Here is a 14291-nt window from a genome sequence, read left to right on the forward strand (position 1 = left end):
TATTAAAAAATTAGTGCAGTTCATCGAAAAATTTGGTAGTTCATGGTGAAAACAGCGTTAAGATTGTAATTTGTCGGTTCAATTGAACCACACCCAACGTTACTAAACATTATAGTTGCCCCAAAACTATAGACCAATTAACGCCAGTCATTGCTATGGAGTACTTTATCAATTGTAATTCCTCGACATTGGCGCCGTATACTGATCCCTTGGATGAGTTGCGCGCGGCCCATTTGTATCGAAGACTAGGTTTTAGTGCCTCGGTACAGACCATTAATGCAGCTGTGGGCCAAACAGCCGACAACCTTGTAGACAACCTTGTAGACCAAGCGCTTGCGCTTGCGCCAATTGCACCACCCGCGTGGGCCGATTGGACTAATGACGATTATCCGGAGGACGATGATCTTGCAGGGCAACTAAGAAGGGCACAACAAGAAGAATTTGCCGTTGCCTATGGCAATTCTCTTTTAGATAACAATCTTCGAGATCGTTTAAGCTTTTTTTGGCACAACCACTTTGTAACAGAATTGGATGTTTATGATTGTAGTTCCTTTTTATATTATTATATAAACTGTCTGCAGCGAAATGCCATAGGAAACTTTAGAACTTTTGTAAGTGAAATTGGATTGACCAGCGCCATGCTCTATTATTTGGATGGGGTTAGAAACCGTGGTAACAATCCGAACGAAAATTATGCCCGTGAGTTATACGAGCTTTTCACGCTTGGTGAAGGAAACAATTATACAGAAGAAGATATTATTGAAACTTCGAAAGCAATCTCAGGATATACCGAAAATGGTGAGGTAGGTTGTACCCAAGTTACATTTGATCCTGCAGATTTTAATACGGAGAACAAAACCATCTTTGGCCAGACCGGTAATTGGGGGTATGATGATGTCATCAATATCCTGTTTACTGAAAGACCAAATGAAATTGCATGGTTTATCTGCAAAAAATTATACGAATTCTTTGTTCATCCAGATTCTGATGATGCTACAGGTAATGCCCAGACCATTATTAATGGTATGGCCGCCACATTTACGGCCAACAATTTTGAATTAGCCCCTGTACTTCGTCAACTTTTTAAAAGTCAGCACTTTTTTGATGAAACCGCCATTGGTGTCATTATAAAAAGTCCGTTCGACCTTTACATGGGTATGATCAAGGAAACAGGTTTTACCTATGATGATAATACGGTACTCAACGTTGTTGATGCCTCAAGGTTAATAGGACAGACGATGTTCGATCCTTTTGATGTTGCTGGTTGGCAAAGAGACCGACAGTGGATCAACACTAATTTTATTATAGGTCGCTGGTTGACTGCGGAAGTGTTCTTGGAGCGCTTCTTCCAAGCCAACCCAGAACAGTTTAGAACATTGGCCATGGACGCGGTGGGAGCTGCCGATGCAAATACCAGTAACCCTGAAACCGTAGTACGTGCTTTAGTGAACAAATTCACGCCAAAAGGCCTATTGACAGATCAAGATTTTGAAAATGCAATGGATGCCTTCAAAATTGATGATGTTCCAGAAAACTACTATTCCCCGGACTATGTGCCTGGCGGATTGAGTCTTTGGATACTTTCTGCAAGTATGGAAGTACCTACCCAAGTATATGTTTTACTGAGACATTTATCTAGAGAACCTGAATTTCAACTAAAATAACCCTACACCATGTGCGATACTCATCATACCCACGATACATCACCCCACAAAGGCCTTGAACACGAAGGCCACGATTTAGAACATAAAGCATGGAGCAGACGGTCCTTTATCCAAGCATTGGGTATAGCCGGTTCCGGATCCATGTTCCTAGGAAGCAGTTTAGTTTCTGCCTCGGCACCATCACCTTTAACATCTGCGATTGCAGATGCTGAGACCGATCATATTCTGATTTTGATTCGTTTGTCTGGAGGAAACGACGGATTGAGTACTGTTATTCCTATACAACAATATGATACTTATGCTAACGCAAGGCCTAACATTTATATCCCAGAAAGTAAGGTCCTAAAACTTACCGACGATTTCGGTGTACCTACCTACATGAACTCCTTGGAACCCTTATGGGGTGACGGACAGTTTAAAGCTGTTCACGGAGTAGGTTATGAAGGGCAAAGTCTATCCCATTTTACCGGATCCGACATTTTTGCCAACACCGATCTCACAACAACAGGGTTCACCGGATTGGACACTGGTTGGATGGGTAGACATTTTGAAGATTGCTACCCTGACTACTTGATCAATCCGCCTGAAGCACCTGCGGCAATCCAAATTGGAAACCTGTCCAATTTGGTTTTCCAAGGAGAGGAAACCAACTACGCATTTGTGACCAACAATATTGATCAGTTGGAAGAAATTGCGCAGACCGGATTCTTTTATGATATCGAAAATGCCCCATTCGATAACTGTATGTATGGCGATCAGCTTAAATTCTTAAGAGGAGTTGCCAATACCACGTATGAATATGCTGGTAAAATCCATGAAGCCTATGAAAGAGGACAAAATCAGGTCGAATATCAAGACAATGGTTTTGCGAGACAATTGGCTCTTTTGGCAAGATTGATCAAGGGTAACCTTGGCACCAAGGTATATATGATTTCCATGGGAGGTTTTGATACCCACGGTAATCAGCCTCTTGCGCACGAGCGTTTGATGACCAATCTTTCTATTGCCATCAACAATTTCTATGAGGATGTTGCTTTCACTGAGCAAGATGACAAAGTGTTGAGCATGACCTTCTCCGAATTCGGACGTAGGATTTTTGAAAATGGTTCCAATGGAACCGATCATGGTAAAGCTGCTCCTACACTTTTCTTTGGATCAGGATTGAATGGAAGTGCCTTTGTGGGCGACCACCCATCTTTGGATAGTCCGAACAGTAGAGGTAACTTGGAATACACCATGGACTTCCGAAATCTATATGGTACGGTACTGGCTGAATGGCTGTGTGTACCTCGCGAAAAAGTGGAACAACATTTAGTAGGCTACCAGTATCAGGCGATCGATCTTGGCTTTAACTGTAGTGGTGAAGTTTTCGACGATATCGCTATGGATAGTGATCCACCAACACTTCCGGATACTCCACCGAGCCCAGATGGCATGGATCCAGATCCAGATGCTTTGGCCGCAATTGTCCATAGACCTTACTATCCAACAGAGCGAACCCCGCACATTTATTTGGAAATGCCTGTCGCCGCCCATGTTGATATTCAATTATACAACATACTTGGTCAGAACGTCGGTACAGTTTTCAATGAGATGATGTTGGAAGGCTCTGCCGAGATCAATATCCGAGAAAGAATGAGAGATACACTGGCAACCGGTAAATATATTTACCGCATCTCTGTAGGTGAAGAAAGAATGAGTAAATCGGTAATGATCATGTAGTTTTTATTGATAAAGTACAAATTCCAGAATCCTCCGATTGTGCATGTCCCCACCCCAATTTTGGAATGCGCGATTCGGAGGTTTCCTTTTTTATAAAACTCAGTATTCGGCTTTACCTAAAATGAGTATTTTTGGGGCTTAATCCAGATAGGAAATGTCTCAGAATACGACCCCAAAGCGATATACAATAACCGCTGCCCTTCCTTACACAAACGGACCCATACACATTGGTCACTTGGCCGGAGTATACGTCCCAGCAGATATCTATTCGCGTTATTTACGCCTAAAGGGGAACGACGTTGCTTTTATATGTGGGAGCGATGAACATGGTGTGGCCATTCCAATGAAGGCGAAAAAAGAAGGGGTCACTCCAAAGGAAATCATTGACAAATACCATGGAATCATTAAAAAGTCCTTTGCTGATTTTGGAATTTCATTTGACAATTATTCCAGGACATCCGCAGAAGTCCATCATAAGACAGCCTCAGATTTTTTTGAAAGATTGTATGACCAGAACGATTTTATTGAAGAGGTCACTGAGCAATTGTACGATGAAGAGGCACAACAATTTTTAGCCGACCGATTTGTAACGGGCACTTGTCCCCGATGTGGCTATGAAGAAGCTTATGGTGATCAATGTGAAAACTGTGGCTCATCCCTAAATGCTACGGATCTGATCAACCCAAAATCCACAATTACCGGAGCTGTTCCTTCTTTGAAAAAAACAAAGCACTGGTTTTTACCTCTTGACCGGTATGAGGATTTCTTAAAAGAATGGATTATCAAAGGCCATAAAAACGATTGGAAGCCCAATGTGTATGGTCAATGCAAATCTTGGATAGATGATGGCCTAAAACCCCGAGCGGTTACCCGTGATTTGGATTGGGGAATTCCCGTCCCTGTGGAAGGTGGTGAAGGAAAAGTGCTATATGTTTGGTTCGATGCCCCCATAGGATACATTTCGTCAACTAAGGAATGGGCTGAACGTGAGGGGAAGGACTGGGAACCGTATTGGAAAGATAAGGACACCAAATTGCTTCATTTTATCGGGAAGGACAACATCGTTTTCCATTGTATCATTTTCCCGAGTATGCTGAAAGCCCATGGGGATTTTGTGCTTCCTGAAAATGTCCCTGCTAATGAGTTTTTGAATTTGGAAGGAAATAAACTTTCCACTTCCAAAAACTGGGCGGTATGGCTTCATGAATATTTGGAGGAATTTCCAGACATGCAGGATGTCTTGCGCTATGCTTTGACGGCCAACGCGCCAGAAACCAAGGACAATGACTTTACCTGGAAAGATTTTCAGGCTAGGAACAACAACGAACTGGTTGCCATTTTTGGAAATTTTGTGAACCGTGTTGCAGTGCTAACCCATAAATATTACGACGGTGTTGTGCCAACACCTTCGGAGTTCACAGAGGTTGACAAACAGACTTTGGAAACCCTAAAGGGTTTTCCTAAAATTCTTGATAATTCGTTGGAGCGTTATCGCTTTAGGGAAGCTAGCCAAGAGTTGATGAACCTGGCAAGACTGGGCAATAAATACCTGGCCGATGAAGAACCTTGGAAATTGATTAAAACGGATGAAGAGCGCGTAAAAACCGTAATGTATGTTGCCCTACAAATTGCAACGGGATTGGCCGTTCTCAGCGAACCGTTTTTACCCTTCACCTCGAACAAGCTCAAAAACATTTTAAATGTCAGGTCGAGCGAGGTAGAGACCTCTTGGAGTGAACTAAGTTCAAAAGAGACCTTACTTCATTCAGCACATCAGATCAATAAAAGTGAACTGCTTTTCCGTAAAGTAGAGGACAAGGAAATTGAAGCTCAACTTGCTAAACTGGAGGCCACTAAAAAAACAAATGAACAAATGGAGAAGGAAGTTACCCCGCAAAAAGAGACCATCACCTTTGATGATTTCACCAAATTGGATATGCGCGTAGGAACCATTGTTGAGGCTGAAAAAATGCCCAAGGCCAACAAACTTTTGGTATTGAAAGTTGATACTGGCTTGGACACGCGAACCATTGTTTCCGGAATTGCAGAAAGTTTTAAGCCCGAGGATATTGTAGGCAAACAAGTAACGGTTTTGGTGAATCTGGCCCCAAGAAAACTTCGCGGTGTGGAAAGTGAAGGCATGATTCTGATGACCGAAAACCAAGAAGGCAAATTGGTTTTTGTCAACCCGGATGAGAATGGGGTTGGAAACGGAGAGGGTATAAATTAACCCTACTTCTACCAAAAATAATTTATGCAGCTCATCCCATATATCATCCAACACACCCAACTTTCCGAAAAAAGTGTGGCCAACACCGTCGCCTTGTTAAACGAGGATTGCACGGTTCCCTTTATCGCGCGATATCGAAAAGAGCGCACAGGTAATCTGGATGAAATAGAAATTGGTTCTATTGTAAAATTTAAAGCGGAGTTTGAGGCCCTTGAAAAAAGAAAGGCAGCAATCATCAAAGCAGTCGCAGAACAAGAATTGCTTACTCCAGAACTTGAGTCCAGATTTCAAAACTGTACTGACCTGACCAGTTTGGAAGACCTCTATCTTCCATTCAAAAAAAGTAAAAAAACAAAAGCAGAGACCGCTCGTAAGCATGGGCTTGAACCTTTGGCCAAAATCATTATGGCCCAGCGAAGTGATGAAATCGAATTCATCGCCTCAAAATATCTCAATGATCAAGTTCCGAATGAGGATGAAGCCTTGGAGGGTGCACGCCATATTATTGCGGAATGGATCAATGAACGTTCGGATATTCGAAACCAGCTGAGAAATCAACTGGAACGCCATGCCGTTCTCGTCACCAAGGTCGTAAAAACCAAAAAGGATGAGGAGAAAGCGCAAAAATTCCGGGATTATTTTAATTGGAACGAATCCTTAAATCGCTGCCCTTCGCATCGGTTTTTAGCCATTCTACGGGCTGAAAAAGAAGGATTTGTACGGGTTAAGATCGAAATCGATGATAAAAGGGCTTTGGAAAACATGGAAAGGCGTATCATCAAATCAAACAATGCGTGCACAACGCAAATTGAACTGGCCATTGCTGATGCCTACAAACGACTTTTGTTTCCTTCCTTATCCAACGAGCTCTTAAAAAATGCCAAGGAAAAGGCCGATACCGACGCCATAAAAGTCTTTTCCAAAAACCTAAAACAGCTGTTGCTTGGAGCTCCTCTGGGTGAAAAACGCATCCTTGCCATAGATCCAGGTTTTCGAACGGGTTGCAAAGTGGTCTGCTTGGATGCGCAGGGTGATTTAAAACATAACGAAACCATTTATCCGCATCCTCCACAAAATGATAGCTCCGGCGCGATCAAAAAAATAAGCTCCTTGGTGGATGCACACAAAATTGAAGCTATTGCCATTGGTAACGGCACAGCATCACGGGAAACGGAGCGTTTGGTCAAACGCATCGCCTTCAAAAAGCCAATCGAGGTCTTTGTGGTAAGTGAGGCAGGAGCATCCATTTATTCCGCTTCCAAGATTGCCCGGGACGAATTTCCCAACTACGACGTTACGGTGAGAGGTGCTGTTTCCATAGGTCGCAGATTGGCTGATCCTTTGGCGGAATTGGTCAAAATAGACCCAAAGTCAATTGGTGTAGGTCAATACCAGCATGATGTGGACCAAAGTAAACTAAAAACATCATTGGACACGGTAGTTGAAAGCTGTGTGAATTCCGTAGGAGTCAATATAAATACAGCAAGTATTCCCTTGTTGAGCTATGTATCCGGAATCGGTCCCAAACTGGCGGAGAACATTGTCAATTATCGGAACGAAAATGGTGCCTTTACCAACAGACAGCAAATTAAAAAAGTACCGCGCTTAGGTGGAAAAGCTTTCGAACAGGGAGCAGGTTTTTTACGCATCAAAGAAGGTGAAAATCCGCTGGACGATTCTGCGGTGCATCCGGAAAGCTATGCGCTTGTGGAGCAAATGGCCAAGGACAAGGGAGTGTCCCTGTCGGATATCATCAGAAATACAACTGTTTTACAAAGCATCGACCTAAAAGCTTACTGCTCAGATACTGTGGGAATGCCAACTTTGGAAGATATTCTGGAGGAACTGGAAAAACCAGGGTTGGATAGCAGGGAAAAGGCCAAAGTATTCACCTTTGATCAAAACATTAAACAAATTACCGATTTAAGACAAGGGCAACTACTCCCCGGCATCGTCAATAACATTACCAATTTCGGTTGCTTTGTGGACATTGGTATCAAAGAGAGTGGGTTGATACATATCTCCAATCTCTCGGATTCATTTGTAAAAGATGTGAACGAGCATGTAAGCCTGCACCAACAGGTCATTGTAAAGGTTTTGGATGTGGATATCCCTAGAAAGCGCATTCAGCTGGCACTGCACAAATAAATAGTTGTATAGTAATGTTCTAAATAAAATCCCGTCCTATCCACCAGAATTATTTCTTCGGAAAATTATTTTTTTAACTTTAGTTATTCAACCTCCAAAGCTATGAGACCATTCGTTACCATTCTTCTGTTGCTTTTAACAATTTCCACGACCGCCCAAGACCTCAACATCAAAAAAGATAACCTTTGGAATAATTTTACCTATGACATGGGCAACGTTTTTGGTGGTATTGGACATGCCTACAGCCGTCCTTTTCATTGGCAAGGAAACGACTGGGCCAATCTTGGGTATATGGCAGCAGGAACGGCCGCACTTTTTACGGTGGATGATGAGCTTAATCATTGGGTCGGAGGTTTTAGGGAGGATGTCCCTGATTTTTTGGTAGACTACGGTAACGAATATGGAAGTCCCGAGAACAATTACATGATTACCGGAGGAGTTTATTTAGCAGGTCTGTTCACCAAAAATGAAAAATTGCGAAGAACCGGAGTGTTGTTGATCGCTTCGGCAACTGCCGGTGGGTTTTTACAACAGGTAAGCAAGCGAATAATCGGTAGGGCGCGACCCAAAAGTGGAGATTCTTCAAATGTATATGACCCCTTTCATCTCAATAGGGTATTCAACTATGACTCCTTTCCGTCGGGCCATGCCATGCTGGCCTTTTCAAATGCCTATGCCATCGCAAAACAATTTAAAAATCCATGGGTCAAGGCGGGAATTTATACCGTCGGGTTGATTCCAGGTTTCGCTCGGGTCACAGATGAATTTCATTGGATATCCGATATAGCCTTCAGTACGGTGTTGAGTATTTTCATCGTTGAATCCATAGATCGGTATCTTGATTCCAAATACGATGAAAAATACAATGGAAATCAAAAAAAGTTAAGCTGGAACCTCAATTTTGGTCCCGGAACCATGGGGGTAGCTGTTCAGTTTTAGTCTCATAATGACTCCGTAGTATCTGGAGTCAAACCCATTTCGTAATTTTAGCATTCTAAAAAGGAAAGAACATGTTATCCAAAAAACTTGAAAAAGCGCTCAATGAGCAAATTCGAATAGAAGCAGAATCATCACAAGTCTATTTATCCATGGCCTCTTGGGCAGAAGTAAAAGGTTTGGAAGGTGTTGCTGGGTTTATGTACGGCCATTCGGATGAGGAACGCATGCACATGCTCAAATTGGTAAAATATGTAAACGAACGAGGGGGACATGCCCATATTTCGGACCTTAAAGCACCAAAAACCGATTTCGGAACACTTCAAGCGATGTTCCAAGAACTATATGATCATGAAATCTTTGTTTCGCAGAGCATCAACGAATTGGTCCATGTGACTTTGGAGGAGAAAGATTATGCCACCCACAACTTTTTGCAATGGTATGTTGCAGAACAATTGGAAGAGGAAGCCTTAGCGCGCACCGTTTTGGATAAAATCAACCTTATCGGGAATGACAAAGGGGGATTGTATCTTTTTGACCGTGACATTCAGCAATTGACCGTTGAAAGTGCAGCTTCGGATACGGCAGGTGAATAATTGTTGATAAATCTTTTATTTAGATTAATTTAAAATAACTATTTTTGTCCCGTTTGCGTATTGCAATGGGAAAAAAGAAGGAAAAAAAGAAAAACAACAAGTCTAAACTGAAGGAACTTTGTCCTTCCAACTGCAAGACTAAATGTTGTAAAAAATATAAAAAGAGCGAAAACAAGCGCTGCAAACGCTGTCCTTGTTTTGACCTCTTAAAGAAAGTTGCATAAAAAACCGCCCAAAAGGCGGTTTTCTTTTTTAATGCTGTCTTTTCTTAGGAACATTCTGGACCATCTCACTGGCCTCAGGTTTCAGTAATCTATCAAAATCCGTAGCGGAAAGATACTCTCTTGCTTTTTTAAGGTATAGCTCGCTGTGCATACAGCTTGTGCAGCTCTGCAAATGATGGAGGTAGGCATCCTTTTTGCCTTTCATATAAATAAGATAGGAAGCAAAGTCGGCTGTTCCCAGATCCCGTTCAAAATCTTGCTGGTCGGCCCAATAATCTTGTTCATCTTGGTGGTTCATCATTTGAAAGGAATGTTCGTAGCCAGCATCCCTGTGTGCCAACTCCTCATAAAAACGCAGGCTATGCTGGGTATCCTGGGCGGAAACCCCGATATAGCAGCAGCTTGCTAAAATCATGATATGTTTTCGAACAAATTTCATCTTGTCTTGACCTCATATATAAGACAATAAATACTTCAAATGGTTGCATCATCTTTCTTTAATTTACTGTTAAACCTTGAAAATCAAAAAGAAAGGCGGTCAATTGACCGCCTTTCTCGTTAAGATGTAGCAACAATTACTTGCCCAAAAGCAATAATTCGTTGCATTTGATTTCAGTGATATATCGTTTTTCACCCTCTTTATTCTCATACGAACGGGATACCAATTTGCCTTCAATGGCCACTTCCTTTCCCTTTACCAAGTAGTTTTCTGCTATTTCAGCTACCTTCCCCCAGGCAACAACATTGTGCCATTGGGTGTCCGTTACCTTTTCACCCTGTGCGTTCTTGTAGGTTTCATTTGTGGCGATGGAGAATTTAGCCAGCTTGTTGCCGCTGTCCAAGCTTACCATTTCTGGGTCATTTCCTAAGTTTCCAATCAACTGTACTCTGTTTCTAAGTGAATTCATGATTTAAAATTTTACGTGTTAAACAGTTAATACTATCGAACTCTTATCGTCCGACAGGGCAAACTTAGTATGGGTCAAAAACACAAATCGGTTTTAAAACATTTGTTTTCGTTTGTAAACGGATGTAAATGATTGTCAGACCTTTCTTTTCCGATTCAGGTGGGTTTTTGGCTATTTTTATACAATAATCCTACTTTGAAAGTATGCAGCAAATTGCAAGAATTAAAGTTACTTTTTTACTTATCATTATTAGTTTTTTAAGTTCATGCGAATCTAAGGAGGCAAAAATCATCAGGTTTTTGGATAGCAGCTACATTTTAGAAGAAATTAAGTACAAGGGGGAAGATTTAACGAACGAAGTGATAGCAGCAATAATGTCATTTGAAGCCGATAATGGTATAAAGTTCAAACCTCCAATTATTTCCAATGAAACCGGTAAAAAAGAAAAGTATTCAGGGAAAATGATTGAGACAAAAAATAAGTTCCAAATTCAGTTTGCCACTGAGAATAGAATTTTCAAAGAAGCCTTTGATTTATCTTTTGAAATAGAAGAGTCCAAAAAGCAAATAATCCTACTTATGGAATCCGAGCATACCTTTATTAGATCCACAAGAGTCTTTATAATGGAAGATTTTGAAAAAGTCAAAAGGGATTTGATGCTTCTCTAGATACTGGGCCTTTGTCCTACTTTGTAAATAGGTGCCGTTGTTAGCTAGCGTTTTTTATTTTTCTTCTTCTTCTACCTAAGAAAATGATACAAGAAATGGTTAAAACGACAAATAGCGCCAAATACCCAAAAATTAGCAAGTACAGCCATAACACTACATTATGGATTTCAGGAAATAGATATTTCACTATAGATTCTGAAGATAAAAAGAAAATTAAACCAAGTGCAATGAATATTACTAAATGGACTAAGAATATTTTTGTTTTGCTTGGTACCATTTTAATTAAATTATAACTATTGATCTCGGCTAGGATTTCGTGGCGAAGCTACGAGTTATAGCCATTGTTGGTAACGGTATTTATTTCAGTTTTATAATAGTCCCAGGTTGCTCAAAAAGCAAAGTATCATTTTTTAAAACCCCATTGTAGAAAAGTGTGTCCCCTTTAATTTCTAAAACTTCAACTTTTACTCCGCCCGAGTTGTTTATTAGCTGTTCTAGTTCGTCCAATTCATTCAGCTCCTTATCATAGGTCAAAATCCAGTTGCAATCGTCCAAATATTTTATAATTGTGTGAGTACTGTCCCCAGCCTTTTCCCATTCAACTTGTCGTCCATTTTTGCGAATAATATTAGAGCTAATCGGGTAAATGGAATCTCCGGGAATCAAAAAAGTCCCATTTTTAAAATCAACACATTTCAGGTTCTGTTCGCAGGAAGAAAGTCCTACCATCAAGAGTAATAGAATTATTGATTTATTCATATTGTTGCCAACGGTCTCGTATAACCGTCAGTTACGGATTTATATGCGTTAATATTCGGAATTGCGGTTATACACTGTTGTGCAACGTTTTCTTAATTCCGTTTTGTTTTTTCTTTTCTATCGCAATAGACGTAAATCAAATCGTCAACTGCATTATCGCCAAGCTCTTTTGCTTTTTTTAAATCTTTACACGCACTTTTTGTTTCTTTTTTACTTGGCTGTAAATTCCCATTTCCGGTCAAAAGATTAATCTTTGCTGTTCCACGATTAGCAATCGCTTGAATATAGTTTGGCTTTATTTCAACTGCTTTGTCGTAATCCTTAATTGACTGTTCAAAATTCCGAAGCATATCATTTGCAGTTCCACGAATGAAATGCAATTCAGGGTCTTTTGAATTTATTATAAAATATCTATCGCAGTTTTCTATTACTTCCTCGAATTTTCCTTGAGAGTAGTGAATTCGAGCAAGCCAATATAATGCAGCTTCCATAATTCTACCGTTATTGTTTTTGTAAACAACATAGTTGTAGTCTTCTTTTGCTTTTTCCAAATATCCTGCGTGCATTTTTGAAAGCCCTCTGTCAATAAAGGAAGCCATATCTGTACTATCTAACTTAATTGCTTCTGTAAAGTCAGCAATTGCTAAATCGTATTTTTTAAGTCGGTCGTATGAAAGTCCACGATTTATATAACAAGTCTTTTGGACTGTTTTTTCGTCTACAATTTTCATTAATTCCGAATAATTTTCAATAGCTTTTTCAAAATTCCCAGATTTGAAATTTGAATTTCCGGTATTATACAATTCCATGGGATTATTTTGTCCTATCACTGAAATTGATAGGAAAAAGTAGATTATTGTTAGGTTTATTTTCATTTGGTCAAATGTTGCACAATGGTCTCGGCTATGATTTCGTTGCGAAGCTATTAGTTATAGCCATTGTTGGCATTAGTTTTTTATTCTTTTTGTCAGTAATTCAATTTCCGATTCAGAGTTTATTCCCTTTTTGAAATGTTCATTTAACCAAAATTCGGCTGAACTTAAATCACCTTTTCGTTTATACAGAAAAGCCAGTATATATTCAGATGAGATTATTCTCTGTCCGATTTCCAATGCAGGATTCTTTACATCATAAAGAAGTCCGTTAATATTTTCTTCCAATGTTGATTTTCCTTCGAACCAACTTTTAATTTTCTGAACGTTATTAAAAAGTACTCGTTCTAAACTATCTCTGAATTTTTGTTCATTAACTGTACTTATTCTATCGGGATTAATTGGCTTGTTTTTCTCATAGCTTTCCTGCCAACCTTCCAAACGTTTGAAGTAAATAATTTTAGTTGATTTATCGGTTCGGTGATTCACAAGTTTTTTTCCAGAAATTGTCGGAACACAATCAAAACAATTTCCAAATGAAAAACACCCTCCAAAACCTTTTAAAACATTGTATTCAACAACGTGTTTGATTCCTTCATTATTGAAGTCACTATACCATAGGTATTTTCCGTTCCAGTTTTTAAGTCCGATTTTGGACAATCTAGGTGTAACTACTTCTTGAAAAACTTGTAATCTTTTGTCTAGAAGAACTTCATCCAGATTTTCAACATCATCGTAAAATTCATCAATGGCTTTTTGTCTGTCGATTATATTTTTTATTCTGTCAAAAATGTTCATTCCTCTAATTAATCCAACGGTCTCGGCTATAATTTCGTTGCGAAGCTATGAGTTATAGCCATTGTTGCAAGCAGTTTTTAACAGTACAATTCAGGGTTTTTATTGTGTTTTATCGGCTCTGTGTAAACTAAATTCCAGTCGATAATTCTGTCCGATATCCAGTCGTATATTTCATCTCCCGTTTGTGGCTCGTCCTCAATTCTTAACAAGTCCAGCTCACCATTTATTTCTCGAATCGTTTCTGAATCGAATACTTTTTCGTCCGTAAGTTTTTCCCTCAGATAGTCAACCAGAATTCCATGGCATTTTTCATTGAAATTAACATTCCCGTTCCTATTCGCTTCGTCCCGAAGTTTTTCAATAGCTCTCAACAATTCTCCCACAACAAATTCCGCTTGTCCTTTTTTGGGAACATAGTTGTCCCAAATAAATTGCGCCTTTTCATCATACTTTTTTTCCTCTCGTGTCTTAAGATACTGCTCGTATTCTCCGATTGGTTGTGGTTCTTTTTTTCCGAACAGTTTTTTCAGAAAACTCATTTGCTTAGTGTATGATTAAAATTACTTAAAACGGTCCCAGCCATGACTTCGTAGCGGCTTTGCAGTGCAGCGAAGCAAAGCGTTGGACTTTACCTCTGATCTGTGGAGCAAGCCACGTGCAGGAATCATTTAAGGATTGTTCTTGATTTTATTAAAGTTAGGGATTATTCTTTTTAGTGGCAGGGAAGGGCTGGATTATAGCCAATGTTGTAAAACGTTTTATTTTT

General features: G+C 40.0%; 13 protein-coding genes. 7 read left to right on the forward strand and 6 right to left on the reverse strand.

Annotation, left to right across the window (positions count from 1 at the left end):
• Positions 1-155: 155 nt before the first annotated feature.
• The 6 genes from ACULLH_RS18590 to ACULLH_RS18615 all read left to right on the forward strand — a co-directional run bounded on the left by ACULLH_RS18590 (position 156) and on the right by ACULLH_RS18615 (position 9296).
• Entirely contained in the window at positions 156-1664 is a 1509-nt protein-coding gene (locus tag ACULLH_RS18590) for a DUF1800 domain-containing protein (protein ID WP_454090247.1), read from the forward strand.
• A 9-nt stretch (positions 1665-1673) separates the two neighbouring features.
• Complete coding sequence (locus ACULLH_RS18595; protein ID WP_454090248.1) at positions 1674-3386, forward strand: DUF1501 domain-containing protein; 1713 nt, start codon at positions 1674-1676, stop codon at positions 3384-3386.
• Between the two features lie 154 nt (positions 3387-3540).
• On the forward strand, positions 3541-5616 hold the full coding sequence (metG, locus tag ACULLH_RS18600) for a methionine--tRNA ligase (RefSeq protein WP_454090249.1): 2076 nt from the start codon (positions 3541-3543) through the stop codon (positions 5614-5616).
• Positions 5617-5640: 24 nt separating this feature from the next.
• Positions 5641-7764 carry a Tex family protein gene (locus ACULLH_RS18605; RefSeq protein ID WP_454090250.1) on the forward strand — a complete coding sequence of 708 codons (2124 nt, stop codon included), beginning with the start codon at positions 5641-5643 and terminating at the stop codon, positions 7762-7764.
• Between the two features lie 102 nt (positions 7765-7866).
• Positions 7867-8703, forward strand: coding sequence for a phosphatase PAP2 family protein (locus ACULLH_RS18610; protein WP_454090251.1), 837 nt, complete (start codon positions 7867-7869; stop codon positions 8701-8703).
• 71 nt (positions 8704-8774) lie between these two features.
• Positions 8775-9296, forward strand: a complete 522-nt coding sequence (locus ACULLH_RS18615) for a ferritin (RefSeq protein WP_454090252.1) — start codon at positions 8775-8777, stop codon at positions 9294-9296.
• A 252-nt stretch (positions 9297-9548) separates the two neighbouring features.
• Here the strand turns inward: ACULLH_RS18615 and ACULLH_RS18620 are convergent, their stop codons facing one another.
• Positions 9549-9935 carry a hypothetical protein gene (locus ACULLH_RS18620; protein WP_454090253.1) on the reverse strand — a complete coding sequence of 129 codons (387 nt, stop codon included), beginning with the start codon at positions 9933-9935 and terminating at the stop codon, positions 9549-9551.
• Positions 9936-10095: 160 nt separating this feature from the next.
• Positions 10096-10428 (reverse strand): single-stranded DNA-binding protein, encoded by a 333-nt coding sequence (locus ACULLH_RS18625; RefSeq protein ID WP_454090254.1) that lies wholly within the window; start codon positions 10426-10428, stop codon positions 10096-10098.
• A 203-nt stretch (positions 10429-10631) separates the two neighbouring features.
• On the opposite strand from ACULLH_RS18625, the gene ACULLH_RS18630 reads away from it, so the two are divergent.
• Positions 10632-11096: a hypothetical protein gene (locus tag ACULLH_RS18630; protein ID WP_454090255.1), complete on the forward strand. Its 465-nt coding sequence runs from the start codon at positions 10632-10634 to the stop codon at positions 11094-11096.
• A 357-nt stretch (positions 11097-11453) separates the two neighbouring features.
• On the opposite strand, the gene ACULLH_RS18635 is transcribed toward ACULLH_RS18630, so the two are convergent.
• From ACULLH_RS18635 to ACULLH_RS18650, 4 genes are all read right to left on the reverse strand, one after another.
• Entirely contained in the window at positions 11454-11855 is a 402-nt protein-coding gene (locus ACULLH_RS18635; RefSeq protein ID WP_454090256.1) for a hypothetical protein, read from the reverse strand.
• A gap of 92 nt (positions 11856-11947) precedes the next feature.
• Entirely contained in the window at positions 11948-12730 is a 783-nt protein-coding gene (locus ACULLH_RS18640) for a tetratricopeptide repeat protein (protein ID WP_454090257.1), read from the reverse strand.
• Between the two features lie 72 nt (positions 12731-12802).
• Positions 12803-13525 (reverse strand): hypothetical protein, encoded by a 723-nt coding sequence (locus ACULLH_RS18645; protein ID WP_454090258.1) that lies wholly within the window; start codon positions 13523-13525, stop codon positions 12803-12805.
• Between the two features lie 77 nt (positions 13526-13602).
• The gene (locus ACULLH_RS18650) at positions 13603-14064 is read right to left on the reverse strand and encodes a hypothetical protein (RefSeq protein ID WP_454090259.1); all 462 of its coding nucleotides are present in this window, start codon (positions 14062-14064) and stop codon (positions 13603-13605) included.
• Between the last annotated feature and the right edge of the window lie 227 nt (positions 14065-14291).

This window comes from Flagellimonas sp. 2504JD4-2 (genome assembly GCF_053642935.1).